Source organism: Polaromonas sp. CG_9.11 (assembly GCF_015752225.1).
Taxonomy (GTDB): domain Bacteria; phylum Pseudomonadota; class Gammaproteobacteria; order Burkholderiales; family Burkholderiaceae_C; genus Polaromonas.
This window is the reverse complement of sequence record NZ_JADOVE010000006.1, coordinates 1-25,476: the sequence shown is the minus strand read 5'-3', so window position 1 is coordinate 25,476 and position 25,476 is coordinate 1. Positions and strand designations below refer to the sequence as shown.

The 25,476-nt window shown below is 65.2% G+C and carries 23 protein-coding genes; 12 read left to right on the top strand and 11 right to left on the bottom strand.

From position 1 onward, the window contains the following. Positions 1-12: 12 nt before the first annotated feature. Positions 13-2,436 (bottom strand): PAS domain-containing protein, encoded by a 2,424-nt coding sequence (locus IWX85_RS06645; RefSeq protein ID WP_196869204.1) that lies wholly within the window; start codon positions 2,434-2,436, stop codon positions 13-15. Positions 2,437-2,466: 30 nt separating this feature from the next. Beyond that, positions 2,467-2,619, bottom strand: coding sequence for a hypothetical protein (locus IWX85_RS20355; RefSeq protein ID WP_231379612.1), 153 nt, complete (start codon positions 2,617-2,619; stop codon positions 2,467-2,469). On the opposite strand from IWX85_RS20355, the gene IWX85_RS06640 reads away from it, so the two are divergent. The 3 genes from IWX85_RS06640 (at position 2,618) to IWX85_RS06630 (ending at position 4,424) form a co-directional block, all read left to right on the top strand. After that, positions 2,618-2,989: a histidine phosphatase family protein gene (locus IWX85_RS06640; protein WP_370584234.1), complete on the top strand. Its 372-nt coding sequence runs from the start codon at positions 2,618-2,620 to the stop codon at positions 2,987-2,989. The genes IWX85_RS20355 and IWX85_RS06640 overlap by 2 nt on opposite strands. Positions 2,990-3,033: 44 nt before the next feature. After that, positions 3,034-3,177 carry a hypothetical protein gene (locus IWX85_RS06635; protein WP_196869203.1) on the top strand — a complete coding sequence of 48 codons (144 nt, stop codon included), beginning with the start codon at positions 3,034-3,036 and terminating at the stop codon, positions 3,175-3,177. Positions 3,178-3,365: 188 nt separating this feature from the next. Further along, positions 3,366-4,424, top strand: a complete 1,059-nt coding sequence (locus IWX85_RS06630; protein WP_196869202.1) for a DMT family transporter — start codon at positions 3,366-3,368, stop codon at positions 4,422-4,424. Between the two features lie 177 nt (positions 4,425-4,601). Here the strand turns inward: IWX85_RS06630 and IWX85_RS06625 are convergent, their stop codons facing one another. Then, complete coding sequence (locus IWX85_RS06625; RefSeq protein ID WP_196869201.1) at positions 4,602-5,009, bottom strand: DUF305 domain-containing protein; 408 nt, start codon at positions 5,007-5,009, stop codon at positions 4,602-4,604. Between the two features lie 274 nt (positions 5,010-5,283). On the opposite strand from IWX85_RS06625, the gene IWX85_RS06620 reads away from it, so the two are divergent. Continuing rightward, on the top strand, positions 5,284-6,792 hold the full coding sequence (locus IWX85_RS06620) for a CYTH and CHAD domain-containing protein (RefSeq protein ID WP_196869200.1): 1,509 nt from the start codon (positions 5,284-5,286) through the stop codon (positions 6,790-6,792). Positions 6,793-6,804: 12 nt separating this feature from the next. On the opposite strand, the gene IWX85_RS06615 is transcribed toward IWX85_RS06620, so the two are convergent. Then, a complete protein-coding gene (locus tag IWX85_RS06615; RefSeq protein WP_196869199.1) occupies positions 6,805-8,877 on the bottom strand; it encodes an acetoacetate--CoA ligase in 2,073 nt (690 codons plus the stop codon). 331 nt (positions 8,878-9,208) lie between these two features. Here IWX85_RS06615 and IWX85_RS06610 point away from each other — a divergent pair, with 331 nt between their 5' ends. Continuing rightward, on the top strand, positions 9,209-9,670 hold the full coding sequence (locus IWX85_RS06610; protein ID WP_231379591.1) for a molybdopterin-dependent oxidoreductase: 462 nt from the start codon (positions 9,209-9,211) through the stop codon (positions 9,668-9,670). Continuing rightward, a complete protein-coding gene (locus tag IWX85_RS20900) occupies positions 9,667-11,100 on the top strand; it encodes an ATP-binding protein (RefSeq protein WP_370584233.1) in 1,434 nt (477 codons plus the stop codon). The genes IWX85_RS06610 and IWX85_RS20900 overlap by 4 nt, the downstream gene beginning before the upstream one ends. Before the next feature lie 264 nt (positions 11,101-11,364). Here IWX85_RS20900 and IWX85_RS06600 read toward each other — a convergent pair whose 3' ends face one another. The 3 genes from IWX85_RS06600 to IWX85_RS06590 form a co-directional block, all read right to left on the bottom strand. After that, positions 11,365-11,688, bottom strand: coding sequence for a hypothetical protein (locus tag IWX85_RS06600; protein WP_231379590.1), 324 nt, complete (start codon positions 11,686-11,688; stop codon positions 11,365-11,367). 2 nt (positions 11,689-11,690) lie between these two features. Continuing rightward, positions 11,691-12,128 (bottom strand): hypothetical protein, encoded by a 438-nt coding sequence (locus tag IWX85_RS06595; protein WP_196869198.1) that lies wholly within the window; start codon positions 12,126-12,128, stop codon positions 11,691-11,693. 441 nt (positions 12,129-12,569) lie between these two features. Beyond that, positions 12,570-13,265 (bottom strand): ABC transporter ATP-binding protein, encoded by a 696-nt coding sequence (locus IWX85_RS06590; protein ID WP_036807320.1) that lies wholly within the window; start codon positions 13,263-13,265, stop codon positions 12,570-12,572. A 222-nt stretch (positions 13,266-13,487) separates the two neighbouring features. Here IWX85_RS06590 and IWX85_RS06585 point away from each other — a divergent pair, with 222 nt between their 5' ends. Beyond that, complete coding sequence (locus IWX85_RS06585; protein WP_051984161.1) at positions 13,488-14,147, top strand: phosphatase PAP2 family protein; 660 nt, start codon at positions 13,488-13,490, stop codon at positions 14,145-14,147. On the opposite strand, the gene IWX85_RS06580 is transcribed toward IWX85_RS06585, so the two are convergent. Together IWX85_RS06580 and IWX85_RS06575 are read right to left on the bottom strand one after the other, a co-directional pair. After that, positions 14,137-15,402, bottom strand: a complete 1,266-nt coding sequence (locus IWX85_RS06580; RefSeq protein ID WP_196869197.1) for an FtsX-like permease family protein — start codon at positions 15,400-15,402, stop codon at positions 14,137-14,139. The genes IWX85_RS06585 and IWX85_RS06580 overlap by 11 nt on opposite strands. Before the next feature lie 15 nt (positions 15,403-15,417). After that, on the bottom strand, positions 15,418-16,662 hold the full coding sequence (locus IWX85_RS06575) for an efflux RND transporter periplasmic adaptor subunit (protein ID WP_196869196.1): 1,245 nt from the start codon (positions 16,660-16,662) through the stop codon (positions 15,418-15,420). Between the two features lie 153 nt (positions 16,663-16,815). On the opposite strand from IWX85_RS06575, the gene IWX85_RS06570 reads away from it, so the two are divergent. From IWX85_RS06570 to IWX85_RS06560, 3 genes are all read left to right on the top strand, one after another. Then, a complete protein-coding gene (locus IWX85_RS06570; RefSeq protein WP_196869195.1) occupies positions 16,816-17,775 on the top strand; it encodes a methyltransferase in 960 nt (319 codons plus the stop codon). Between the two features lie 175 nt (positions 17,776-17,950). Beyond that, positions 17,951-19,438: an iron-containing redox enzyme family protein gene (locus tag IWX85_RS06565; RefSeq protein ID WP_196869194.1), complete on the top strand. Its 1,488-nt coding sequence runs from the start codon at positions 17,951-17,953 to the stop codon at positions 19,436-19,438. Between the two features lie 128 nt (positions 19,439-19,566). Continuing rightward, positions 19,567-20,853 (top strand): solute carrier family 23 protein, encoded by a 1,287-nt coding sequence (locus IWX85_RS06560; RefSeq protein ID WP_196869193.1) that lies wholly within the window; start codon positions 19,567-19,569, stop codon positions 20,851-20,853. Positions 20,854-21,015: 162 nt separating this feature from the next. Here IWX85_RS06560 and IWX85_RS06555 read toward each other — a convergent pair whose 3' ends face one another. Both IWX85_RS06555 and IWX85_RS06550 read right to left on the bottom strand, forming a co-directional pair. After that, on the bottom strand, positions 21,016-21,387 hold the full coding sequence (locus IWX85_RS06555; RefSeq protein ID WP_196869192.1) for a hypothetical protein: 372 nt from the start codon (positions 21,385-21,387) through the stop codon (positions 21,016-21,018). Positions 21,388-21,508: 121 nt separating this feature from the next. Then, a complete protein-coding gene (locus IWX85_RS06550) occupies positions 21,509-22,834 on the bottom strand; it encodes an AsmA-like C-terminal region-containing protein (RefSeq protein ID WP_196869191.1) in 1,326 nt (441 codons plus the stop codon). A 128-nt stretch (positions 22,835-22,962) separates the two neighbouring features. Between IWX85_RS06550 and IWX85_RS06545 the strand changes: the two genes are divergently transcribed. Then, positions 22,963-23,385, top strand: coding sequence for a hotdog fold thioesterase (locus IWX85_RS06545; protein WP_196869190.1), 423 nt, complete (start codon positions 22,963-22,965; stop codon positions 23,383-23,385). 242 nt (positions 23,386-23,627) lie between these two features. Next, positions 23,628-25,178: an acetyl-CoA hydrolase/transferase family protein gene (locus IWX85_RS06540; RefSeq protein WP_196869189.1), complete on the top strand. Its 1,551-nt coding sequence runs from the start codon at positions 23,628-23,630 to the stop codon at positions 25,176-25,178. Positions 25,179-25,476 lie beyond the last annotated feature (298 nt).

Here is a 25,476-nt window from a genome sequence, read left to right as displayed (position 1 = left end):
GGCATGCCCTGGTCACGCCTGCGCGATGACCGGCTGGTCCTGACGCCTGGCCTGCTCGGTCACCTGCGCCAGCCAGACCTGCAGCTGGCCCGAATCGATCGGCTTGGCAAAGTGAAAGTTGAAGCCCGCCGCAAAGGCGGCCTGCTTGTCCCGGGGCTGGCTGTAGCCGGTCACCGCCGCCAGGACCGCCGTCTGCATGCCCGGAATCAAGCGCAGCTGGCGCGCCAGCGTGTAGCCATCCATGTCGGGCAGGCCGATGTCGAGCAGGCACAGGTGCGGCAACACCCGGCGCGCGCATTCGATGGCATCGGCGGGATGGAACTGCACGAACACTTCATGCCCGAGCAGTTCGATGAACATTCCCAGCAGGCGCGCCGCATCGACGTTGTCATCGACCACCAGGATGCGCAGCGGCGTGCCTTCAGGGCCGCAAGCCGCAGCGCCAGCATCGACGCCGTGCTGTTCGTGATCTTGCGCCAGGCGTGGCAGGACCACCGTCACTTCGCTGCCCCTGCCGATTCCGTCGCTGTGCGCCTTGACGCTTCCGCCATGCAGTTGTACCAGGCTGCGGACCAGCGCCAGGCCGATGCCCAGGCCGCCCTGGGAGCGGTCAGAACTTCTTTCGCCCTGGGTGAACAGCTCGAAGGCAACCTCCAGCAGTTCGCTGGACATGCCAATCCCGTTGTCAAGCACACGCAGGGTCAGGTGGCCGTCGTCCGCCAGCATCCGCAGGTCGATGCGGCCGCCATTGGGCGTGTACCGGATGGCGTTGCCAAGCACGTTGACAAGCACCTGGACCAGCCGCAGCCTGTCGCCCATCACCTGGGTGCATTCCGGCGACAGCTGGATGTCCAGATGGTGCGCCTTAGCCTCCAGCAGGGGGCGAATCTGCTCCAGCGCCTCGTTGGCAATGGTTTTCAGGTCCACCGGCTGCCGGTCCAGCTTCACCTGGCCCCGGGTGACGCGAGACACGTCCAGCAGGTCGTCGATCAGGCGGGTCATGTGCCTGGCCTGGCGCGAAATCACTTCGCTCAATTGCAAGACGCCAGATTGATCCAGCGTGCCTCTGGACAGCAGGTCCGCGGCGGTCGCAATCGGTGCCAGCGGGTTCCTGAGTTCATGGGCCAGCATGGCCAGGAACTCGTCCTTGAGCCGGTCCGCGTGCTGCAGGCCCTGTTGCGCCAGCTTTTGCTCATGAATGTCGGTGCAGGTCCCCACCCAGCGGACGATCAGCCCCTGCGCATCGCGCATCGGCCGGGCTCGGGCCAGCACCCAGCGGTACTGGCCGGAGTGGTGGCGCAGGCGGTATTCGACCTCATAGAACTCGCCGGTGGCCATGCAGTGGCGCCACTTTTCCACTGCCAGCAACAGGTCTTCGGAATGAAACAGCTCCTTCCAGGCTTCGCCGTGGGTAGCGCCCCGCGCAACGCCGGTGTAGTCATACCACTGCTGGTTGTAGTAGTCGTGGAAGCCGTCAGGCTGCGTGCCCCAGACAATCTGCGGTATGGCATTGGCGATCGTGTGGTACTTGAGGACTGTCTGACGCAACGCGTCTTCGGCGCGGGCATGTTCGGTGACGTCATTGCCCTCGATAAAAACGCCGCTGACGACTCCTTCGGGACTGGTGATGGGCTGAAAAATGAAATCAATCAGGCGCCGCTCCGGCTGGCCCTTGGCATGCTGCGAAAAAATCACCGGCATCCGGGTCCCGATGAAGGGCTTGCCGGTGGCATAGACCGCATCGAGCAGCGCGCCATAGTCCTGGCCCTCCACTTTGCGGCCAATCTCCATGAAGGTCTTGCCGACCACCCCGTCGCGTCCGACCAGCCGCAGGTAAGCGCTGTTGGCCAGTTCATACACATGACCAGGCTCGCGCACCACCGCCATGAAGCTGGGAGCCTGTTCAAACATGCTGTAGAGCCACTGGGTTTCGGTCCGGCGGTTTTTTTCGGACAGGACCTTGGCGGTGATTTCCGCCAGCGCGCAGTACAGTCCGGCCACCGTGCCGTCCGGACCATCGACTGGCGCATACGAAAAGTTGAACCAGGCCTGTTCGTCCACGCCATTTCGGCGCAGCAGGAAAGGCGCGCATTCCCTATGAACTGCCTCGCCGGCAAGGGTCTGGTTGATCAGCGGTTCGATATCGGGCCGCACTTCGGGCCACACCTGGTACAGGGGCTGGCCCAGCGCCGCCGGGTGCCTTTGTCCGAGGATTTTCAGGCAGGCATCGTTGTACAGCAGGCACAGCTCAGGCCCCCAGGCCACAAACACTGGCGTTGCGGAACGCAGCATGAGACCGGCCACGGTCTGGAGCGCTTGCGGCCATGAATCCGGCGGGCCAAGCGGCGAGCGGGCCCAGCCATGGCTGCGCATCAACGCGCCCGCCGTGCCGCCGTCCCTCAAAAAGCCGGGGGATGCTTTTGATTCTTGAGTCAAAATTTGATTTTTTTAACTAAGTTAATTAAGTTACACAGGACGGATGCTAATCGAACATGGCGGTATCGGTCCAGCTTGCGCTATTTTGGGGATGTCGAACACCCGCTTTTCGGCTTCCTGGACCGCCTGACGCACCTTGGCATCACCCGGAAATACCCGGAACTGAGCGAGCAGCGCGGCCATGTCGGCAAGTTCTGCTTTCGCCCCCCCTGGCGGCGAAAGCTGGTGCGACGTGATCCTGCGGCTGCGCAGCCTGCTGGAAATGATGACGCGTGAATATGCCGGCCAGCGCGTGCGGGTCGTGGCCCACCAGGTGACCGTGAACTGCATGCGCTACCTGGTCGAGCAGATGGACGAGGCCACCATCCTGGACATCGACCGGCGGGGCGACGTTCCCAACTGCAGCGTCACCTCTTACCGGACCGTGGGCGACAACGGTGGCAATGACCAGCCCCGGCAGGTGCTCGACCTGGTGAACTTTCTGGCGCCGCTGCTGGAAGAAGGCATACCGGTGACCTCCGAGCCCGATGCGCCCGTCGCACCCAGTTCCTGAACCCGGTCCACCGCCCTGCGCATCAACCACCCCCGGGCCCCCGCATGCGGACCCTTGACAGACTGGCACTGCGCAACTGGCCGCTGCCGCAGCCGGGCAATGCCTCTGACAAGGGAGACCGGGGACAGGTGCTGGTGGTCGCCGGCAGCCGGGAAATTACCGGGGCGACGTGCTGGCGGGCAGCATGACGGGCCTGGCGGCATGGCCGGCTGGGCTTTCTGGCGCGGGAAATTTCGTCGGTCATGCGCGATCCCTGACATCGTCCCCCGGCAAGCCCAATGCGCCGGTGAAAGCAGCACAGGGTTTCCTTGTCGGCCCGCGCCGTCTGCCGCACGATGCGTTCCAATGGGCCTGACTCCTTTTTCCGGACCTTGCCATGCTGCTTCGCCCTGCCCTTCCCGCCCTACTCGCCGCGCTGCTGTTCGGCGCCAGCACGCCGCTGGCCAAGCTGCTGGCGGGGAACATGCCGCCGCTGCTGCTGGCCGGCCTGCTCTACCTGGGCAGCGGCTTTGGCCTGGGCGCGCTGCTCGTTTTGAGGCGCCTGCGCGAGCACCATGGCGGCCAGCCCGTGACCCGGCTGCACATTTCACGCGCCGAACGGCCCTGGCTGCTGGGCGCCATCGTAGCCGGCGGCATGCTGGCGCCTGCGCTGTTCATGCTCGGCCTGGCACAAACCAGCGCCGCGTCGGCGTCGCTGCTGCTGAACCTGGAAGGCGTGCTGACGGCGGTGGTGGCCTGGCTGGCCTTTCGTGAAAACGCCGATCGCCGCGTCGTCCTGGGCATGGCGGCCATCGCACTCGGTGGTGTGCTGCTCTCTTGGCAACCGGGCGGCGCCAGTTTCTCGCCCGGCGCCCTGCTGATCGCCGGCGCCTGCCTGGGCTGGGCGCTGGACAACAACCTGACGCGCAGGGTGTCCAGCAACGATGCCCTGCTGGTGGCCTGCCTGAAAGGCCTGCTCGCCGGCGTGACCAACACCGCCATCGCGCTGTCTGCAGGCGCGGCACTGCCAGGCACGGCGCCACTGGGCTATGCCGCCCTGGTGGGCTTCCTGGGCTACGGGCTGAGCCTGAGCCTGTTCGTGGTGGCGCTCAGGACGCTGGGAACCGCACGCACCGGCGCTTACTTTTCGGTAGCGCCCTTGTTCGGTGTGGTGATTTCGCTGGTCCTCTGGCCCGACCTTCCGGGCGGGCTGTTCTGGACGGCGGCCGCGCTGATGGGGCTGGGCGTCTGGCTGCACTTGAGCGAGCGGCATGCGCATCAACACACGCATGAAACACTGTGGCACAGCCACCCGCACCGTCACGACGCGCACCACCAGCATGCGCATGATTTTTCATGGGATGGCACGTCGCCACATGCACATCCGCACCAGCATGAACCGCTGGCGCACACGCATGCGCATTACCCGGACATTCACCACCGGCATCCGCATTGACGTTATGAGGCGGCGCGCAGGGCGCGGGTGGCCTGCCTCGGGAGGCAGGCAAAAACAGCTTTTCTGCGTCATACCCGCGAAGGCGGGTATCCAGACGCGTGTGAGCGTTTCAGCCCGTGTCGCTGGATTCCCGCCTTCGCGGAAATGACGGACGGGAAGTTATTGATTGCCCAATCCTTATTTCACGCCGTTCCGGGCCTGCCACTTTTTCATGAAGGCAATCTCCTGCTTTTGCGCCTTGATGATGTCCCGGGCCATCTTGCGCAGCGCGGGGTCCTTGCCGTACTTCAGCTGCACCTCGGCCATGTCCACTGCGCCCTGATGGTGCGCCATCATGTGCGCCACGAAATCCTTGTCGACATTGCCGGTGTAGGGGCGGCCCATGTCCTTCATCATCTTTTCCTCGCCCTGCTGGAAGGCCCGGGTCGCGTCAGAGGCCTTGGCATCTGCTGCTGCGCGGTTCATGCCCGCGTGCTCCGCCGGCATGGACGCGGCAGGCTGCGCCTGCGCGGTGAAGGCTGCGGCGGACAAGGCCATGGCGCTGAGCGCGCAGGCCAGGGTTCGGGAAAAGCGGTAATTCTTCATCGGAAAATCTCCTGGAAGGTGGATCAGATCAGTGCCATGCCGGTGCATGCTGGCGCCATCGTGAAGCCTCCCACGGGGGGAAGGTCAAGCGCGTTTTTCCCATGAAAAAACGGCCTTTTGAACGGTGCCAATTTCTTACGCCTGCGCAGGGGTTTTTTTGCTACTGTGAGGCTTGCCTTTGCCATGCAAACCCTGCCCAACACTCCAACCCGTCCAGTGCGACTTGCGCCGAATCAGCGAACCCTGCCGGCACCGCACTGGCAGCCGGAACCCCATGAAATCACCTGCCCCTGTTCCGCGCCCGGAAGAAATCGAACTGAAGCTGGCCTTGCCCACCGCCGACCCGCAGGGCCTGGTCCAGCGGCTCGCGCGCACGCCGCTGCTGGCGCGCCGCAAGCCCACGCAGCAGCCGCTGCACAACATCTACTACGACACGCCCGGGCAGGACCTGTACGAGGAGCGGGTGGCGCTGCGCCTGCGCCGCGTGGGCAGCAGCACCGATCCGCAGTGGCGGCAAACGCTGAAGATGGGTGGCCGCAGCGACTCGGCCCTGAGCCATCGCGGCGAGTGGGAGGTGCCGCTGGCCGGCGCCGGACTGTCGCGCGAAGCGCTGGAGGCCACGCCCTGGCCCGAGTTCGACCCGGACGGCAGCCGGTTTGATGCGCTGGCGCCCTGCCTGGTCACCGCCTTCGAACGTACCTCCTGGTCGGTGCGCCGGCGCGGTGGCAGCGTGGTCGAGGTGTCGCTGGACATCGGCCAGATCGTGGCGGGCGACCAATGCGCACCGTTGTGCGAGCTGGAACTCGAACTGATGGCCGGAAAGCCGGCGGCGCTGTTCGAGGTCGCGCAGCAGATTGCCCGCAGCGTGGCGGTGCTGCCACTCAATGTCAGCAAGGCCGAGCGCGGCTATGCGCTGCTGCAGGAGCGCTTGATGCAGCCACTGCGCGCCCGGCCGCCGGCGCTGACCGAGGGCATGCCGCTGCCGCTGGCGGCGCAGAGCGTGCTGCGTGAAATGTTTTGCCAGTTCACCAGCAACCTCAAGCTGCTGGGCCAGACGGACGATCCGGAAGTGCTGCACCAGGCGCGCGTGGGCTGGCGGCGCTTCAGAAGCGCGGTGCGGCTTTTCAAACCCGGGCTGGCGGCCGAGCAGCTGCCCGACTGGCAGCCGCTGGCGCCGCTGCTGGACTTCATCGGCGAGCTGCGCGACATCGACGTCGCCCGGACCGAAACCCTGCCTTCGCTGGCCGAGGCCTACCGCGCGGGCAACGCGCAGCGGGCGGAAAAATGGCAGGCGATGCTGCAGGCCCTGTCGGACGCCGCCGGGCTGCTAGGCAAATCGATTGCGCATGCGCTCGAAGTGCCCGCCGTGGGCGCCACGCTGCTGGCCATCACGCAATGGCTGGAAGACCTGCCGAGGCAGAAAGTGCCGACCAACCACAAGGCTGACGCATCCAGGAAGTCCTTGCGCCGCTGGGCACGGCAGCGCACCCGGCGGCTGCACCGCAACCTGCAGCGCGCGCTGGCTGACAGCGCCCAACCGGAAAGCCTGCACCGCGCCCGCCTCCTGGCCAAGCGGCTGCGCTACGCCATCGAGGCGCTGTGGCCCCTGCTGCCCAGGCGCCAGACGAAACGCTGGCTCCCGCAGGCCATCCAGATTCAGGCTGACATCGGCGGCGCACGTGACCTGCAGCAGGCCAGCGTGCTTGCAGCCCGGCTGGAGATTGACACCGGGCTGGCCGAATTCCTGCGCGGTGTCGTCGCCGGGCAACCAGGGCCGCGCTGAACCGGAGGCGCTTTAGCCAAGCTGCGCCAGCCGCTGCTGCGCAAAATCGACATACCAGTCCAGGCAGTGCGGGTTGGCCATCGCGCCCTGGTTCAGGACTTTTTCCAGCGGCTGGCCGAGCAGCAGTTTCTTGATCGGCAGCTCCTGCTTCTTGCCCGACAGGGTGCGCGGGATTTCAGTCACCTGAAAGATGTCGTCGGGTACGAAACGTGGGCTGAGCGCGGTCTTGACGGCGTGGTGGAGCCGGGCCTTCATCGCCTCGTCGAGCACCGCGCCGCTCTTGAGCACCACGAACAGCGGCATGTAGCTGGCGCGGCCCAGGTATTCCAGGTCCACCACCAGGGAGTCGAGCACGTCGGGAAGCGCCTCGATGGCGCTGTACAACTCGCTGGTGCCCATGCGCAGGCCGTGGCGGTTGATGGTGGCGTCCGAGCGGCCGTAGATCACGCAGCCGCCTTCGCCGCCCGGGTCGATCTTCAGCCAGTCGCCATGGCGCCAGACCGCGCCCAGCGCCGGCCCGGCATCGCCGCCGCCAGGCCGGCGGCCGTGGCCGGGCGGGTACATGTCGAAATAGCTGGCCAGCAGGCGCGCGCCGCTGTCGTCGCCCCAGAGGAACAGCGGCATCGACGGAATCGGCTGGGTGCAGACCAGCTCGCCGACCTCGCCGATGACCGGCCGGCCGCTGTCGTCCCAGGCCTCGACCGCCGCACCGAGCAGGCGGCACTGCATTTTCCCGGGTGTCTGGGGCAGTTCGCGGTGGCCGCCGATGAAGGCACCGGCAAAGTCGGTGCCGCCAGAGATGTTGCACCACCAGATGTCGTCAACGCCGGCAATGGCCATGAAGGCTGACCCCCATTGCTGCACCTCGGCGCTCAGCGGCGATCCGGTCGAGCCCAAAGCCCGGATGCGGCTCAGGTCGCCGCAGGCTGCGGGCGCGATGCCGGCCTTCATGCAGCTGGCGTAAAACGCCGCGCCAGCACCGAAGAAGGTCACGCCGGTGTCGGCCGCAAAGCGCCAGAGCGTGGTCCAGTCGGGCCGGTCCTTGGGGCCGCCGGGGTTGCCGTCGAAGATCACGCAGGTCGTGCCGCCCAGCAGCCCGGCCAGCTGCGCGTTCCACATCACCCAGCCGGTCGAGCTGTACCAGTGGTAGCGCTCGCCGAAGGAATTGGGCTGGTAGCTGCAGCCCACGTCGTTGTGCAGCGTGCCAAGCTGCCTCTGCACCAGCAGCATGCCGCCATGGCCGTGCACGATGGGCTTGGGCAGGCCGGTGGTGCCGCTCGAATACACGATCCACAGCGGATGGTCGAACCCCAGCCAGAGCGGCTCGAAAGCCTCGGTTTCATCATTATTTAGGGCTGTAGCGCTTGTCCATACTGCGCAACCGGCTATCGAAACTGTAGCATCCAGGTTGCCCAGCAGCAGCGTGTGACGCACGCTGGGCAGCGCCTGACGCAACTCGGCCAGCACGCCCAGGCGGTCGTGGTCGCGCCCGCCGTGGGTCACGCCGTCGCAGGCGATCAGCACCGTGGGCGCGATTTGCCGGAAGCGGTCGAGCACTGCGTGCGTGCCCATGTCGGGCGCGCACAGGCTCCACACGCCGCCGATGCTGACCGTCGCCAGGAACGCCACCATCGCCTCGGGAATGTTCGGCAGATACGCCGCCACCCGGTCGCCCGGCTGCACGCCCTGTGCCTGCAGGTGCAGCGCCAGCGACGCCACCTGGCGGCGCAGCTCGGGCCAGGACAGGTCGCGCCGCTGGCCCTTTTCATTGCTGCTGACGAGGGCCGGCAGGCCGGCGGCATGGGCCGCATCGACATGGCGCAGCACCTGCCGCGCATAGTTGACCTGGGCGCCGGGAAACCACCGGGCGCCGGGCATGACGTTGCGCGCCAGCGCCGCGTCGTGCGGCGTGGGCGACTGCAGGTCGAAGTAGTCCCAGATGCTTTGCCAGAACGCGTCCAGTTCGGTGGTGGACCAGCGCCAGAGCGCGTCGTGGCTGTCGAACGCCAGGCCATGCCGGTCGCGCAGCCAGTCCTGGTAAAGGCGGATTTGCGCCACATGGGGTGGTTTGCTTGTCTGGTTCATTTCTTGTGTCTCCGTGTTTGCCAGTTTCCAGGAATGGTCAGGGTAGCAGCGTCGGGCGGATGTTGCGGCTCCCGGCAGGCCCAACTTTGGAATGGCCGGTTAGGTGCATGCGTTTGACGATTCTTGCAAAGCACATGCGTGTTCACGTATTTGTAAGTTTTTTCGTGTTAACTTGAAAAATTGCAACATCTTGTTAAATTGCAACTTTTTTTTTCGGATGCGACCGTAATTTTTCCCGACAACTGCAAATTTTTGCCAAGACCCCAATTTCCAGGAATGCCCTAGGTTTTCAACCCTGAGTCGCCGGCAATGCCTTCTGGGCGCCACTGCCTTGCTCCTGGCCGGCAGGTCCCATGCGCTGGACACGCCCAAAGGCAAGGTGATTCTTTCCATCACCGACAACATCCGGCTGAAAGACGCCGATGACCGCGCCAACTTCGACATGGACATGCTGGCGGCCTTGCCCCAGCACAGCTTCACCACCAACACCCCTTGGTACAAGAAATTGAAGAAGTTCACCGGGCCGCTGTTGCGCGACGTGCTGGAAGTCGTTGGCGTTCAGGGAAGCGTGCTCCAGGCACAGACGCTGAACAACTTCAAGGTCGAGATTCCCCTCGCGGATACTCGTCAGTTCCCTATGGTGCTGGCGCGCCTGATGGACGACAAACCCATGCCGATCCGGGAAAAGGGGCCGCTGTTCATCGTCTACCCGTTCGACACCAACACCGGGCTTCACACGGCGCGCTACTACAGCCGCTCAGCCTGGCAACTCCGCACCATCGACGTCCAGTGACCCAAGCCGGCGCAGCCTTGGGTTCAGTGCCATCGGGACGCTGGACGCTGGCCGTGTCAGCCGGCCTGATTGCCGTGTTCATGGCCATAGGCGCCATACAAACGCACCAGATCAAGCACATCGACAACTCGATCTACTACAACGAAGAGAATATTTCCTGGGTCTATTTCCAGCTGGAGCATGAGTACCTGATGCTTGCCGACAGCCTGCGCCAGGCAGAGCGCTACCCCGAAAAAATCAACCCTGAGGCACTGCGCGAGCGCTACGAAATTTTTCTCAGCCGTTTCTCGCTGATGCAATCCATACGCATCAGCCCCTTTGTGGCGCCTTTGCCAGAGCAAACGCCCAAGGTAAGACTGATCGAGCAATTCATCCGTCAAGCTGATGGCTTCCTGTCGGAAAATTCGCAAGCGGCCCTGACACCCGGCGCGATCGTGAAGCTGATGCGCCAGGTGGAGCCGCTCGGCGAACCCATCCATGACATAACCTTGCGGATCAGCCAGGTCATGGTGACCACCATCGGCCAGCGCAACGCTACCGCGCGCGAACAGGTTTACATCAGCATTGCGTTGACTGTCTTTCAGGGCCTGCTGACGCTGGCTTTCGCCGCCATGCTGATTCGTCAGCTGCGTTCGCTTGAAAAGCGCAGCCACGAACTGCGCCGGGCCACGGACGAAATTCTGCTGCTCAACGGCGAACTCGAAGAACGCGTGCGCCAGCGCACCGCGCAGCTTGAGGCGGCGAACCAGGAGCTCGAAGCGTTCTCGTACTCGGTGTCGCACGACCTGCGTTCCCCCTTGAAAACCATCGATGGATTCAGCCACTTGCTGGCGCGAACCGTTGGGGACAAGCCTGGCGAAAAGGCAGCGCATTACCTGAACCGGATTCGCAGCAGCGTGCAGCAAATGGGCGATTTGATCGATGGCTTGCTGTTCCTGGCCCAGCTGTCACGCGACAAGCTGCAGTGCACTGAGGTCGATCTGGCCGACATCGCCCGGAACATCGAGAAGGAATGCCGGGAACGGGACCCGGAACGCCAGGCTCAAGTCGTGATTCAGGACACGATGCCGATCACTGGCGACCAGCGCCTGCTGTCAGTCATTTTGCAGAACCTGCTGGGCAATGCCTGGAAGTTCACCTCCCGGCGCGAACTCGCTTGCATCGAGGTCGGCAGCCAGCCGGGAAAAGCCGGAGAAACCGTTTATTTCGTGAAGGACAATGGCGCCGGCTTTGACATGGCTTATGCCAGCAAGCTGTTTGGCACCTTTCAGCGACTTCACTCGCCCTCGGATTTTTTGGGCACCGACATCGGCCTGGCCACCGTCAAACGCGTCATTGACCGTCATGGCGGGCGCGTCTGGGCTGAAGGCAGGGAAAACGAGGGCGCCATCTTTTACTTCACCCTGCGCGCTGTCGAGGCACCGGGCTAGGCGCCGGGACCAACATCGCCCTGGCCTCAAGTGCTGCCGGCCTGCCGCCCTGCATTGACGCGCAAGGGACTGGAACGAACGATGGCCAAGCACCCGCCAGCGGTCTTGCCGGCCGCGAGGAACGCATGATGGCGGCCAGAGTTCAAAGGGACGCGACCGGGTTGGAACAGCATTCCCGCCGTGGCCGGATCTGTCAAAGAAACGCAAACCGAGACGAACCGGGAAGGATGCTGTGCCTTGTCGCACCTCGCCGGTCAGCGCATTTCAGCGCACTTCCTTGAGTGATCCCAGGTCAACATCGCCGCGCTGGCTGGTGAAGCGCAGGGTGCCGCCCTGGCTGCCTTGCGCCTGGCTCACCCCGGAAATGCGATGCTCGCCCGTATCGTATTGCCTGACTTTCCCTTCCTGCTCCACCGCCAGGCGACGCTGGTCGGCAAAAAAGGCATAGCGCACACCGTTCTGGCTTGCGCTGCTGGAGGGGTTCGAAAGCCCCGGGGGCCACCAGCTGGAATCAGGCGCCTCCATGGGCTTCAGGGGCTTCAGGGGCTTCAGGGGCTCCATCGGTTTCATGGACTTCATCGCATCCATGTTCAGTCGTCCCTTCGGTCGCGCCCACGGCGCATGACCAGCGCCGCCAGCAATGCGCCGGCCGCAGCGCCAATGGCTACCGCCTTGAGGGGCTCATCCGAAATCCGGCGGACGGCCGTTTCCTGAAAATCGGACGCCTTGGCCTTGAAGTCGCCCAGCTTTTCGCTTGCCACGCCGCTTGCAGACTTGGCGTAGCCCCGGGCCGTGTTCCAGGCATCGCCGGCAATCGCCTTGGCATCGTTCGCCAAACCCTTGGCGGTGTTCAGGGCGTCGCGGCCGGTGTCCTTGGCATCGTCAAGGGCAGGACGCAAGGCCTGCACGGTACTGGCCGGGTTGGCCTTCGCCTCGCTGGCCAGCTGACCCGCCGCACTGGCAGCGTTCTGGCCGGTTTGCCTGGCCTCATCAGCAATCTGCGAGGAAGTCTTGAAGTCGTCAGTCATGGCGGTCCTTTGAATCTTTTTGGCAACAGCGCCAGTCGCTATTGGACGATCGTTGCCCAAGCCTGCGTGTGGGTCGGTTTACCCTTGTCCTGTAGGCTGAGGATTTGCAAAACCTCCGGAAAAGGCGTACGCCACCTTTGCCAAGGCCCACGCATAGCGTTTGTGCGCGATGAAATCCCCAAGCCGGCGCACTTGGCAATGCACCAGTGGACGCATGAGCCTGCGCAGGTAAAAATATCAAAAATGATAGCTGCTTACGTATGTGGCATTTGCGCGAACGGGCTGTATGGCTTGAAACTTGACTGAAAATTCGCCCTCAGTGGCAGGAACGGCCCCGGCAGGCCGCAAGCGCTGAAAAGGCTGCAGAACTGGCCATTTTCAGCATCCTTCAGTGCACTGGTGCATGCAGCACCGGCATATGCAGCGGCTTTATTGATGGCTTCAAGCCGACACCAGTCGCCCGTCCACCAGTTCGATCACCCGGTCGCAGCCGGCCGCCAGACGCGGGTCGTGCGTGACGATCAGGCAGGCGCTGCCGTGGTCGCGGTTGAACTCGCGCAGCAGGCCGAACACCTCGTCGGCCGACACGGTGTCGAGGTTGCCGGTCGGCTCGTCAGCCAGGATCAGGCGCGGCCGCAGCGACAGCGCCCGTGCAATCGCCACGCGCTGCTGCATGCCGCCCGAGAGTTCACCGGGGCGCTTGTATTCGGCGCCTTTCAGCCCAACGCGCGCCAGCAGTTCCCGCGCATTCGCTTCAGCCTGCGCGGTAGCGGTGCCGTGGGCAATGATCGAGGGCAGCAACACGTTTTCCAGCGCGGTAAAGGCGGGCAGCAGATGGTGGAACTGGAACACGAAGCCGATGGTGGCGCCGCGCAGCTTCGTCAGCCCGGCGTCGTCGAGCAACTGGGTGGGCTGCCCGGCAATTTCCAGCGTGCCCGACGTGGGCCGCTCCAGCAGGCCGATGATGTTGAGCAGCGTGCTCTTGCCCGAACCCGACGGCCCCTTGAGCGCGACGAACTCGGCCGTCTGCAGGCTCGCGCTGATGCCGTGCAGCACCTCGGTTTCGACTTCCGTGCCGACGTTGTAGCTGCGGTGAATGTCGGCCAGGCGAAGGATGGGAGCGGATGGGGTGTTCATGCGCCTTGTATTGTGAACGCATGGGTTTGTGAGGTCGGCGGCTTGAATGGCAGCGCTCTGAAGCATGTCGCCACGGCCATCAAATGGGGCAGAACCTGGCTTTGGGCTGCCCTGTGAAACGGCGGATTGCAGTAGGCGGGCAGTGGATTTTCAAATGTCCAGGCCGCTTGCCCGATCGCCAGCGCTTGCGACGGGTATAGGGTGTCCCCCTAAAATCGGCGCATGATCTTTTCGCACGCTTCGACGACCCTGCACCTCTGGCAGCTGCTGACCCGGCTTGGCGACGCGCAAATCCTCCTGCCCGCCGCAGCGATGACCGTGCTGGTGCTGTTTGCACAAGCGCCAACGCGCAGGCTGGCGGTGAGCTGGATGGCGCTCATCGCGGCCGCCGCTGTCATCACCACCGCCAGCAAGGTCGCATTCATGGGATGGGGCATTGGCTGGGCCGCCATCAACTTCACGGGTGTCTCGGGTCACTCCATGTTTGCCGCCGCGATTTACCCCATGTTGATGGTCGCTTTTTTGTCAGCGCCCTTGCGCGGCCGTCACGGGCTGGCGGTTGCACTGGGGGGTGCGCTTGCGCTGTTGGTAGGCGTGAGCCGCGTTGAAGTGGGGGCGCATTCCTGGTCCGAAGTGCTGGCCGGCTGGGCCGTGGGCGGCGCCGTGAGCGCGGCGGCGCTGGCTGTTTGCCAAACATCGCCCCTGCGCATCCGGCCCATCGTGCCGGTTGTCCTGATGGCATGGGTGGCCGTCATGCCTTTTAAATTGCACGCCTCGCCCACCCATTCTCTGGTGGTGCGCCTGGCCATGTCCATGTCCGGAAACGAGACGCCGTTCACGCGCAGCGACCTGATGCGCCGCGAACCGCTCCTCACGCCCTGATCGCCTGCACCGGGTCCATCCGCGCCGCACTGCGCGCCGGTATGGCCGCCGCCGCCAGCCCCACGCCGCACGCCACCACCGACGCCAGCAGCACCAGCATCGGGTCAAGCTGCGGCGAAAACAGCGAGCCGCCGTCGGGGCTCTTGAAGATGTGCGAAAACACCACCAGCAGGCCGAAGGCCAGTGCCGAGCCCAGCACCGAGCCGGCCAGCCCGACCAGCCCGCCCTGCAATAAAAACACCGTCATGATGCGCCGCCGCCCGGTGCCCATGGCTCGCAAAATGCCGATTTCGCGCTGTTTTTGCACCACGCTGACCACCAGCACGCTGGAAATGCCGAGCGCCACGATGATGATGACAAAGCTGCGGATCAGGTTGTTCGACACGGTCTGGTTGCTCAGGGCGTTGAGCAGGCCCGAGTTGGTCTGCATCCAGCTGTCCACCGTCAGGCCGGTCTGGGCGCGCAGCGCATCGGCGACCTGGTTGGCGCCGAACAGGTCCTTGACCGTGACGTCGATGTTCGACACGCCGCCGGGCAGGTCCAGCAACGTCTGCGCCAGCTTCAGGGTGACGAAGACCCAGCGCCGGTTCAGGTCGCGGTTGCCCATGTCAAAGAGGCCGGTGATGTCCAGCGTTTCGCTGCGGCCGCTGGCGCTGGTCACGCGCAGCTTGTCGCCCACGGTGACGCCGAGGTCGCTGGCCAGGTCAATGCCGATCAGCGTGTTGCTGCCGGTCACGTCGAAGCGGCCGCGCGTCATGTAGTCGTCCATTTTCACCACGCGGCGGTAGGCGTCGGGCTGCACGCCGAGCAGCGCGACGCTCTTGCTGCTGTTGCCGCGCGATGCAAAGGCCGGGCCGCTGACCACCGGCGACACCGCCAGCACGCCGGGCGTGTCAGCCGCCAGGCCGGCCATGCGCTCCCACTGGTCCACCGAGCGCAGGCGCTGCGCTCGCGGCTGCACCACGGCGGCCACGGCACGGTCGGCGCCGGGCGTGACGACGCGCTGGGTGACTTCCTCGAGCGGCCGGATCACCACATGCGCCTGCGATCCCAGCACGCGGTCGATGATGGTCGATTGCAGCTGGTTGATCAGCTGGGTCAAAAAAATAATGACCGCCACGCCGCCGGTCACGCCGGCCAGGATCAGCACGCTTTGCATGCGGCCTTCACGCAGAAAGCGCAGCGCCACCAACAGCTCGAACGGCATCCAGCGGGTCCAGGAACTCAAGGCGGGGCGGTGGCGGGAAGTGGTCATGGTGGAGGTTTGGGCTCAGCGCGAGATGAAGGACGGCGTTTCCATGCCCTTGACGGGCGCGAGCACCGGGCCGGGCCGCACGCGGTCGCCGGCCACGGCTTTTTCGGTCTGCGGAATCACCGCGTCGCCTTCTTTCAACCCTTCGGTGATTTCCACCGAACCGATGCCGCGCAGGCCCAGCTTGACGGGCAGGCGCACCGCCACGCCGTCCTGCAGCGCCAGCACCCAGGGCGCCTGGCGGTCGGCGTCGCGCACCGCACCCGAGGGCAGCACCAGCGCATCCTTTTTCAGGCCGCCGACCAGTTCGACCGACACCGTCATGTCGGGCCGCAGGAAGGGCGGCGGGTTGGGCACGGCCAGCCGCACCTCGACCGTGCCGCGCTGCGGGTCGATGGCCGGGGCGATGTAGTTGAGCTGCGCATCAAACGACTGGCCGGGATAGGCATCGGCCACTGCCCTGGCGGGCATGCCGGCCGCCAGCAGGCGCAGGTTTTTTTCATCCACATTCGCATCGATGCGGGTGCCGCCCTGCGCAGCCAGGCTCAAGAGCACATGGCCGGGCTGGGCCATGGAGCCGGGCTCGACGCTGCGCGTGAGCACGATGGCATCGACCGGACTGGCGATGGTCAGCCGTGCCAGCCGCGCCTCGGCCACGCCGACCGCCGCCAGCGCCTGGTCGATGCGCGCCGCAGCCAGTGTGTGTTCAATGCCGCTGGGCTGGTTGGCCTGCGCTTGCACGCGGGCCGATTGCAGCGCGCTTTTGGCCATGTCCAGCGCGCGCCGGGCGTCGTCGAGCTTTTGCTGCGAAAAGAAACCCTGCGCCACCAGATCCCGGGCGCGCTGGTGTTCGCGCTGGGCGGCGGTGAACGCCGCTTCGGCCTGCACCACCGCCTGCGAGGCGACGGGCGCGGCCACCGTGGCCTGCTGGGTGGCACGGCCGCGCGCTTCGGTCAGCGCGGCCCTGGCCTGCTGCAGCGCGGCGCGGGCTTCGGCATCCGACAGGCGCAGCAGCACGTCGCCGGCCTTGACCCGGTCGCCTTCGCGCACCCGGACTTCCCGCACCGTGGCGGTGACTTCAGCACCAATGTCCATGCGTGCCGGGGCATTCAGCCGCCCGGTGGCGACCACCGACTGCACGATGCCGGTACGCGCCACGGACACCAGCTGCACCGGCGTGCCGCGCCGGCTGGCCAGCAACGCTGCGGCGGACACGGTCAGGACCAGCGCGGCAGCCATGCCCCATTTGACAAGAGGTTTCATAGCCGGCAAGCGTAGCAGTTCAACAGCCGTGCGAGGCTGTTCAAGGTCAAGGCTTGCCAACTTCCTACGGTCCGTCGGCAGGACGGCCGACACACCCTGCGGGCCTGCATGGCGTAGATTGCCTGTTTCCTTTTTCCCGGAGGCGTGACGCACATGGCCCTTTCAGTTCCCGACGCGCTGGTCCTGCTGGGCCGCTGGCTCGAAGAAACCGGCTACCGGTTCACCGCCATCACGCCGGCAAGCCACGCCCGGGTGAATGCCCGGGGCGGCGCCAATGCCGCGGGCAACCTGCGCGATGTGTTTGGCTGGAGCCGGCCCTTTGCAACCGGCCTGCTGCCCGGCAACGCGCTGGCCTGGCTGCGCGATTCCGGGCTGCTCGATGAAAGCGGTCATCTGCTGCGCAGCCGGGTGCGGTTTGCCAGCCTGGGCAGCGCGCTGTACGCGCATTCGGCCTACCCGACGCTGGAGGCGGATGCGGTGTTTTTCGGGCCGGACACTTACCGCTTTGCCAGCCTGATCGCGGCCGAACTGCAAAGCCGCCCGCTGGGCACGGGTGCGCGCATCCTGGACATCGGCTGCGGCGCCGGACCCGGTGGCATGGTGGCCGCGCTGGCCAGCCCGGCGGCGCAGCCCGGCCTGCTGCTGGCCGACATCAACCCCCGGGCGCTGGCGTTTGCCCGGGCCAATGCGGCGCTGGCGGGCCTGGCCACGGCAGGCTTTCAGCAAAGCAACCTGTTCGAGTCGCTGGCCGGGCGGTTTGAGCTGATCGTGGCCAATCCGCCCTACCTGGTCGATGCCGGCGAGCGCACCTACCGGCATGGCGGCGGCCCGCTCGGCAGCGGCCTGTCGCTGCGCATCGTGCAGGGCAGCCTGGCGCGGCTGGCGCCTGGCGGCCGGCTGGTGCTGTACACCGGCGCGCCCATTGTCGAGGGTCGCGACCCGTTCCTGGATGGGGTGACGCCGCTGCTGGAAAGGGCCGGTTGCCCTTTCAGCTACCGCGAGATCGACCCGGACGTGTTTGGCGAGGAACTCGATTCGCCCGCCTATGCGGACACCGAACGCATCGCCGCCGTGGCACTGGTCGTGACCCAGCCTGGCGGGCCCGCGCCATGAGGTTTCTGACATTGGCAAAACCAACGGCTTGGCTCGCCTGCAAATACCGGGCTGGCTTCGAAACGCGCGGGCCGTGCCGGTAGGAACACACCGACGGGCAATAGGGCCACGAACCTATAAAACCGCCACGCTGCTTGGCTCAGACTGAAAACTACTCAACTCCGGAAAATAATCGATGTTTGTTGCAGCCCATGAATGGACCTTGCCTGGCAGTGCGGTCGGTGACGCTGCCGCATCGGCCAAGCGCGTGGACCTGCCAGCGGACGGCACGCGTGACTTGTATCGCCGGCTGGCTGGCGGCGTACCCGACGAAGCGACCCGGAACGCATCCCTTGTCTTTCTGCGTCAGGCCCTGGAACAGGCAGCGGCTGATGACAGCGACCTGCCCGGGTCGCCGCACGGCCTGGCCGCCTGGATGCATGAATCGGCACAGCGTGCCGGGGACAGCTACCGGGACTACCTGCTGGCGCGCAAGGCGGGCGCGCCACGGCGCTATTTTCAGAACCGCGCCCATGCGCTGCATTTCTTGCGCGCCGTGGCGCCGACCAAGCTGGTCGACGGCGCCTGGCTGTACGGCCTGCTGTCGCATGCACAGAATCCGCGTTTTGCCGACCTTGTTGCCACCTATGTTGAAGAACTGGGCGAAGGCCGGGCCGACAAGAACCATGTGCTGCTCTACCGCAAGCTGCTGGAGCGCCATGGCCTGAATCCGTTGCACGGCCTGCCGGACGTTTTGCATACGCAAGGCGTGCTGCAACTGGCCCTGGGATGGAACGCCCGCGATTTCTTGCCTGAAATCATCGGCTTCAACCTGGGCTACGAGCAGCTGCCGCTGCACCTGCTGGTCACGGCCTACGAATTGAACGAACTGGGCATCGACCCGTATTACTTCACCCTGCACATCACGGTGGACAACGCCGACAGCGGCCATGCGCAGCGGGCGGTGCAGGCGGTGCTGGACACGCTGCCGCGCTTTGGCGACAGCGCCGGATTCTGGCAGCGCGTGCAGGCTGGCTGCCAGCTCAGCAACGCGGGCGTCGGCACCACCGACGTGATTGCCGGCTTTGACATGCAGTGCGAAGTCGAAGCGATTTTCTCGCGCAAGCGCATGACCGGCCAGGGCGCGCATTCCGACTACTGCCGGGTGGCGGGACGCAGCGTCAACGACTGGCTCGCGCAGCCTGACGGCATTCCTGCTTTTCTGGCGGCGCTGGAGCAGGCCGGCTGGATCAAGCGCGACGCGCCGGTGGGTGAGAGCCGCTTCTGGAAACTGCTGCAGGGGGACAAGGCTGAAATGTTTGGCGTGTTCAGCCCCTACGAGCTGCAGGTCATCCACGACTGGATTCGCGGCGACGCCAGCGCCGATGGCCAGGCGCATGACGAACCCCCGTTGCTGCCCGGCCGGCGCCGCCCCAGCTTCCGCGCGCATTCCCGCCTGGTGCAGCACCAGGCAGGCGTTTTCAATCCCGGCCTTCTCAAGGTGCTGGAAACCTCACAGGAGGAAGCGCCTGACCCGGACCTTCAAGCGCTCAAGGCCGAACTGGCCGCCAGCGTTGACGCTGAGCAGCAACGGCAACTGCTGGTCCGGGCCATGTCGCCCGAGCTGCACTGGACGCCGGCAGGCCTGTACGCCACCCGCCGATTCATGCAGTCCACCGCCTGAGCTTTGCTTCTTGCCGGTCAGCGCGCCTGGGTGACGCAAACCGGTTTCTTCGCTCCGCGCTCGCCTGGAAAGGCCAGGCGCGGCAAATTGCCTTTAGCATTGCCCCACTTTCAAAACTGGAGCGATCAATGGGCATGCTGGACTGGACGGAAAAAAGCAGCGCGGTGCTGGGGCAAGGCGGCGTCATCGGGCCGGACGAGCGGCTGCCCTGGCCGCAAACGGCATTGATGGGCGTGCAACACGTGATTGCGATGTTTGGCGCGACGGTGCTGGCGCCGCTGCTGATGGGGTTTGACCCGAACATCGCCATTTTGATGAGCGGCATCGGCACGCTGATCTTTTTTGTCATCACCAAGGGCAAGGTGCCGAGCTACCTCGGGTCGAGCTTTGCCTTCATCGGCGTGGTGATTGCCGCCACGGGTTACGCCGGCAAAGGGCCGAATGCCAACATCGGCGTGGCGCTGGGCGGCATCATCGCCTGCGGCGCGGTGTATGCGGCCATTGGCGCCCTGGTGCAGCTGGTCGGCACGCGCTGGATTGAGCGGCTCATGCCGCCCGTGGTCACCGGCGCAGTGGTCGCCGTGATTGGCCTGAACCTGGCGAGCATTCCGATCAAGAACATGGCGGCCAGCAACTTCGATTCTTGGATGCAGGTCGTCACCTTCGTCAGCGTGGCGCTGGTGGCAGTGATGGCGCGCGGCATGCTCCAGCGCCTGTTGATCCTGATCGGCCTGGTCGTCTCGTCGCTGGTCTATGCGCTGCTGACCAACGGTCTGGGCCTGGGCAAGCCCATCGCCCTGTCCGGCATCGCGACGGCCGACTGGTTTGGCTTACCCGGCTTTGCCGCACCGGTGTTCAGCGCCAATGCCATGCTGCTGATCGTTCCGGTGGTGGTGATTCTGGTGGCCGAAAACCTGGGCCACATCAAGGCGGTGACGGCCATGACCGGCAAGAACCTGGACGTCTACATGGGCCGTGCCTTCATCGGCGACGGCATTGCCACCATGGTGTCGGGCAGCGCCGGCGGCACCGGCGTGACCACCTATGCCGAAAACATCGGCGTGATGGCGGCCACCCGCATTTACTCGACGGCGGTGTTTGTCTTCGCGGCGCTGGTTGCGCTGCTGCTGGGCTTCAGCCCCAAGTTCGGCGCGCTGATCCAGGCGATTCCGCTGCCGGTGATGGGCGGCGTGAGCATCGTCGTGTTCGGCCTGATCGCCGTGGCCGGCGCCCGGATCTGGGTGGTGAACCAGGTCGATTTTTCGGACAACAAGAACTTGCTGGTCGCCGCCATCACGCTGGTGCTGGGCACCGGCGACTTCACGCTGAAGTTCGGCCAGTTCGCACTGGGCGGCATTGGCACGGCGACCTTTGGCGCGATCCTGCTCTACGCGCTGCTGGACCGCAGGCAATAGCCGGGCAAGGCTGGCGCGGATTCACACTGGCCGGAAAACGACATTTTCAGTATCAAAAAGGCTTTTTGCGCAGACTGAGTCTGTGCTGGCAGCTATGAATACCGTAGCAAAACATGCGGCAGTTCCGGCAGGCCGCAGTGGCCAGTCCAACGGGGTTGCAGTCTAGCGGGCAGCCGCGCCCTGGCCCGGACGGTCTTTGGCCTTGAAATGGCCCGGCGTCTGCTCAAGCGCTGCCTGGGCCGAGGCCAGCTGGCGCTCCAGGTCGGCGCGCAGGATGATTTCTTCCTTCAGCGCCAGGTTGACCTGCGCCAGTTCGTCGGCCGAATTCTGGATGCGATTTTCAAGCTCCTCGGTGCGCTCGATGGCCAGGGCGACCTCGCCGGTTTGCAGGTGCGCCGGGACTTCCTGCGTCAGCACGGCATTGACGACGCACAGTTCGGCGGCCGACTGTCCGACGGCTTCCTGAATGGCCTCGTTCTTGTCAAGCGCGTGCTCCAGCGCGGTGGAATTGGAGGCGTTCTGGGCTTGTGGCATGGTCGCGGGCAATGGATGGGAGGAGAAAGAAGCGATCAAGCTTAGCAGAAACACGTCCGGAAACGCCGGTATCGAGGCTTGCAGGGCCGGCCGCGCCGCTGGACTGCCGGCAGGACCGGAACTACTTTTCGACCGGCGCCAGGCGACGCGGCCCGCCCGCCGGCTCCGCGCCCAGCATCCGGCCGATGGCCGCCCCGATGCGCGCGCCGATGGCGGTGCCGACACCAGGCAGCACCACCGAACCCGCTGCAGCGCCGGCCAGGGCACTGGCGGGCACCGACACCTGTACCTTGTCCAGAGGGCCGCTGAGCCTGAGCGGAACGCCGACCACGCCATCGACCAGATCGACCGAAAACTCGGCGTCGATCTTCCGGCTGGCGATGCGCGCCTGGCCCGATGCGCTCAGGACGCCCGAGCTGGTGGTGAGCCGGGTCAGGCTCACCACCATGCCTTGCGCGGTGTTCTGCGTGTCCAGCTGGCCGGTGATGGCGTCGAGCGGGGTTTTTCCGGCATGCGCTTTCCCCAGGCTGCGAATGGCCTTGTCCAGGTCAAACCGCAGCAAGGTCGAGCGGCCCATGGTGAAGGACGTGGTGGTGTGCAGCGACCGGGCCAACGCGCCCGCCGTGTCGCCGCTGGCCGACACGGTGGTGTCGCCCGACGCCTTGCCCGCAACGATGGGCGGCTGGTTGATCGCCCGCAGCGCACTGTCGACCTCAATGCCTTGCGGCTTGAATTTGCCGCTCAGGCGCAGCCCGCCCTTGTCCCGGGGCTGCAGCTGCAGCTCGCCATGGGCCGTGCCGCCCCCCAGGTTGATGCGTGCTTCCCAGCGGTCCTCCTGTCCCTGGCGGGTCAGCGCCAGATCGGCAGGCGGCGTGATCTCCGGGCGGCGAATCCGGGCCGAGCGCGGCCGCCAGCCGGCATCAAAGTCGGCTTCTCCGTCAAAACCGATCCGCACGCCGGTTCGCGAAATCCAGGTCACATCGCGAAAAGCAAATTGCACCAGCGGCAGTTCATCAAAAGGCAATGGACCCGTCTTTGGCGCTTCTTCCCGTTTTTCCGGTTTTTGCGTCACTTCCAAGGGCTGTTGGTTACCCAGGTCGTGCAATGAAAGCTGCGGCAGAACGGCGCCCTCCAGTTCGGCGCTATCCAGCTTCAGGCGGCGCCGCCAGAGCGCCGCCGTATTCAGGTAGGCCGTGAGTTTCTTCACTTCAACCGGCTGGGTCTGCGTTGTCGCGACGTTTTCAATCACCACGCGGGGCGATGGCAGCAACTGCCAGTGCAGCGCGCCCACGCTGACCGGAACCCCCAGCGCCGCCTCCAGTTCGGCCGTGGCGCGCAGCCTGAGTTCCTCGTCGGAAGGAACCAGGCGGACCAGGACAATCGCCAGCAGGCCCAGCGCGCCCAGGACAAGGCCCGCGCCCAGCAGCCATTTGCGGGTGCGCATCATGCGGTTTCCGGGTTCATTGCCATAAGCTGCAGCTTAAGCCGGACGCAGCAGACGCGGGCGCGACAAGGGACCCATCCGCTGTAGGTGACCACCTTATAGTGAAGGCTGTTTCTCTTTATGGACCCGCCATGCGAATCTGGAAGCAAGCCATCTCGGTCGAACTGCTCACCGCCTCGAACGCCGACACTGCCGTCCACCACCTGGGCATCGAGTTCCTCGAAGTCGGCGACGATTTCATCCGCGCCCGGGTGCCGGTGGACAGCCGCACCATCCAGCCCTACGGCCTGCTGCATGGCGGCGTGTCGGTGGTGCTGGCCGAAACCCTGGGCTCCTGCGGCGCGGCTTATTGCGCGCGGCCAGGCGAGCGCGTGGTGGGGCTGGACATCAACGCCAACCACCTCAAGGGAACGACCGGCGGCTGGGTCACCGGCATCACGCGGCCGGTGCACATCGGCCGCAGCACGCAGGTCTGGTCCATCGAACTGCGCAACGACGCAGGCGCGCTGACCTGCGTGTCGCGCATCACGATGGCGGTTCTGGCATCGAAATAGGGGTGAAAACCGGCGTTTGCGCTTATGGGACATGCGTTAGCAGCTATGAATAGATGAGCTAGTCATAGCGTCTGCGGCGTCAGCCAAGGTATTCAGCCTGAGGCGTTGCAATGTGGAAGCATTGGAACGTTTGGTTTGGCCCCAAAATCAAGGGTTTACCCTAACTAAAACCGCATCGACTGATAAAATTCTGGCAGCCCTCGCGCGTTCCCGCGCCATGGCCTTACCCGGAGTGATTTCAGATGTCTTTCGCCGATCGCGTGCAAAACCCTGCCCTGAGAGCAAAAATCATGTCGGCCGACGAGGCCGCCGCGCTGATCCCGGCGGGCGCCCATGTCGGCATGAGCGGCTTCACCGGCGCGGGCTACCCCAAGTCGGTGCCGCAGGCGCTGGCCCGGCGCATCGAAAAGCTGCATGCCGCCGGCGAGGAATTCCGCATCGGCCTGTGGACCGGCGCCTCGACCGCGCCCGAACTCGACGGCGCACTGGCCAAGGTCCACGGCATCGACATGCGCCTGCCCTACCAGTCGGACCCGACCTGCCGCCGCCAGATCAACGCCGGCGACATGCAGTACACCGACATGCACCTGTCCAACGTGGCGCAGTTTGTCTGGTTCGGCTTCCTGGGCAAGCTCGACGTGGCGGTGGTGGAAGTTGCTGGCATCCTGCCCGACGGCCGCCTGATTCCGTCGTCGTCGGTCGGCAACAACAAGACCTGGCTGGACCAGGCCGACAAGATCATCCTGGAAGTCAACAGCCTGCAAAACGCCGGTCTGGAAGGCATGCACGACATCTACTACGGCACCCGCCTGCCGCCGCACCGCGTGCCGATTCCACTGACAGAACCCGGCGAACGCATCGGCGAGGCGTATCTGACGTGCGATTTGAGCCGGGTGATTGCCGTGGTGCCGACCCGCCAGCCTGACCGCAATTCGGCCTTTGCCGCGCCCGACGAAAACTCCAAGCGCATAGCCGCGCACATCATCGAATTCCTGCAGCACGAGGTGAAACTCGGTCACCTGCCGCCCGAGTTGCTGCCCTTGCAGTCGGGCGTGGGCAACATCGCCAACGCGGTGCTGGCCGGCCTGGACGACGGCCCGTTCAAGAACCTGACGGCCTACACCGAAGTGCTGCAGGACGGTATGCTGGACATGCTGCGCTCGGGCACGCTGGCGATGGCGTCGGCCACTGCGTTGTCGTTCAGCCCCGACGCGCTGGCCGACTTCAACCAGAACATCGATTTTTACCGCCAGCGCATCGTGCTCCGGCCGCAGGAAATCAGCAACCACCCCGAGGTGGTGCGCCGCCTAGGCGTGATTGCCATGAACGCGATGATCGAGGCCGATATTTACGGCAACGTCAACTCGACGCACATCATGGGGTCGAGCATCATGAACGGCATTGGCGGCTCGGGCGACTTTGCGCGCAATGCGTATTTGTCGTTCTTCATGACGCCGTCGGTGGCCAAAAACGGCACCATTTCCTGCATCGTGCCGATGGTCTCGCATGTGGACCACACCGAGCACGATGTGGAAATCATGGTGACCGAGCAAGGCCTGGCCGACCTGCGCGGCCTGTCGCCGACACAGCGGGCGCGGCTGATCATCGAAAAGTGCGCGCATCCGGATTTCCGCCCCGCCTTGCGCGACTACTTCGAGCGCTCGCTCGCGGGTGCCTCGGGCAAGCACACGCCGCACCTGCTGGAAGAAGCACTGTCGTGGCATTCGCGCTATCTTGAAACCGGCGACATGCTGCCGGTCACGGCCTCGCAGGAGCCGGTGCATCTGGTTTGATGGCGTTGGGTGGATTGCGCCAGGCCTGGCTGCGGGGTTTTGTGACTACCCGGGTCGCTTTCAGGTGAACGTCCAACGAGAGAGGAAGGAAATGTCATCCCGCCTGTCTGTCATCCCTTATCTGTTATCCCTTCTCTGTCATCACGGGCTCGACCCGGGATCCATGCCTTCTCCCCAGCGGGGTCATGGATTGCGGATCAAGTCCCAATGGCACTACCTTAAGAGAAAGCTCATTTAGAAACAACGACTTGACAGTGCACAGGCATGTGTCTGATGGTTGCCGAGGGTGGGCTGAGCT

What these genes read in the sequence shown, in the direction of transcription:
- IWX85_RS06640 (WP_370584234.1), top strand. Translation starts at nt 2,618, where the DNA reads ATGTCGGCAAGTTCTGCTTTCGCCCCCCCTGGCGGCGAAAGCTGGTGC.
- IWX85_RS20355 (WP_231379612.1), bottom strand. Translation starts at nt 2,619, where the DNA reads ATGGCCGCGCTGCTCGCTCAGTTCCGGGTATTTCCGGGTGATGCCAAG.
- IWX85_RS06635 (WP_196869203.1), top strand. Translation starts at nt 3,034, where the DNA reads ATGCGGACCCTTGACAGACTGGCACTGCGCAACTGGCCGCTGCCGCAG.
- IWX85_RS06630 (WP_196869202.1), top strand. Translation starts at nt 3,366, where the DNA reads ATGCTGCTTCGCCCTGCCCTTCCCGCCCTACTCGCCGCGCTGCTGTTC.
- IWX85_RS06625 (WP_196869201.1), bottom strand. Translation starts at nt 5,009, where the DNA reads ATGAAGAATTACCGCTTTTCCCGAACCCTGGCCTGCGCGCTCAGCGCC.
- IWX85_RS06620 (WP_196869200.1), top strand. Translation starts at nt 5,284, where the DNA reads ATGAAATCACCTGCCCCTGTTCCGCGCCCGGAAGAAATCGAACTGAAG.
- IWX85_RS06615 (WP_196869199.1), bottom strand. Translation starts at nt 8,877, where the DNA reads ATGAACCAGACAAGCAAACCACCCCATGTGGCGCAAATCCGCCTTTAC.
- IWX85_RS06600 (WP_231379590.1), bottom strand. Translation starts at nt 11,688, where the DNA reads ATGGATGCGATGAAGTCCATGAAACCGATGGAGCCCCTGAAGCCCCTG.
- IWX85_RS06595 (WP_196869198.1), bottom strand. Translation starts at nt 12,128, where the DNA reads ATGACTGACGACTTCAAGACTTCCTCGCAGATTGCTGATGAGGCCAGG.
- IWX85_RS06590 (WP_036807320.1), bottom strand. Translation starts at nt 13,265, where the DNA reads ATGAACACCCCATCCGCTCCCATCCTTCGCCTGGCCGACATTCACCGC.
- IWX85_RS06585 (WP_051984161.1), top strand. Translation starts at nt 13,488, where the DNA reads ATGATCTTTTCGCACGCTTCGACGACCCTGCACCTCTGGCAGCTGCTG.
- IWX85_RS06580 (WP_196869197.1), bottom strand. Translation starts at nt 15,402, where the DNA reads ATGACCACTTCCCGCCACCGCCCCGCCTTGAGTTCCTGGACCCGCTGG.
- IWX85_RS06575 (WP_196869196.1), bottom strand. Translation starts at nt 16,662, where the DNA reads ATGAAACCTCTTGTCAAATGGGGCATGGCTGCCGCGCTGGTCCTGACC.
- IWX85_RS06570 (WP_196869195.1), top strand. Translation starts at nt 16,816, where the DNA reads ATGGCCCTTTCAGTTCCCGACGCGCTGGTCCTGCTGGGCCGCTGGCTC.
- IWX85_RS06565 (WP_196869194.1), top strand. Translation starts at nt 17,951, where the DNA reads ATGTTTGTTGCAGCCCATGAATGGACCTTGCCTGGCAGTGCGGTCGGT.
- IWX85_RS06560 (WP_196869193.1), top strand. Translation starts at nt 19,567, where the DNA reads ATGGGCATGCTGGACTGGACGGAAAAAAGCAGCGCGGTGCTGGGGCAA.
- IWX85_RS06555 (WP_196869192.1), bottom strand. Translation starts at nt 21,387, where the DNA reads ATGCCACAAGCCCAGAACGCCTCCAATTCCACCGCGCTGGAGCACGCG.
- IWX85_RS06550 (WP_196869191.1), bottom strand. Translation starts at nt 22,834, where the DNA reads ATGATGCGCACCCGCAAATGGCTGCTGGGCGCGGGCCTTGTCCTGGGC.
- IWX85_RS06545 (WP_196869190.1), top strand. Translation starts at nt 22,963, where the DNA reads ATGCGAATCTGGAAGCAAGCCATCTCGGTCGAACTGCTCACCGCCTCG.
- IWX85_RS06540 (WP_196869189.1), top strand. Translation starts at nt 23,628, where the DNA reads ATGTCTTTCGCCGATCGCGTGCAAAACCCTGCCCTGAGAGCAAAAATC.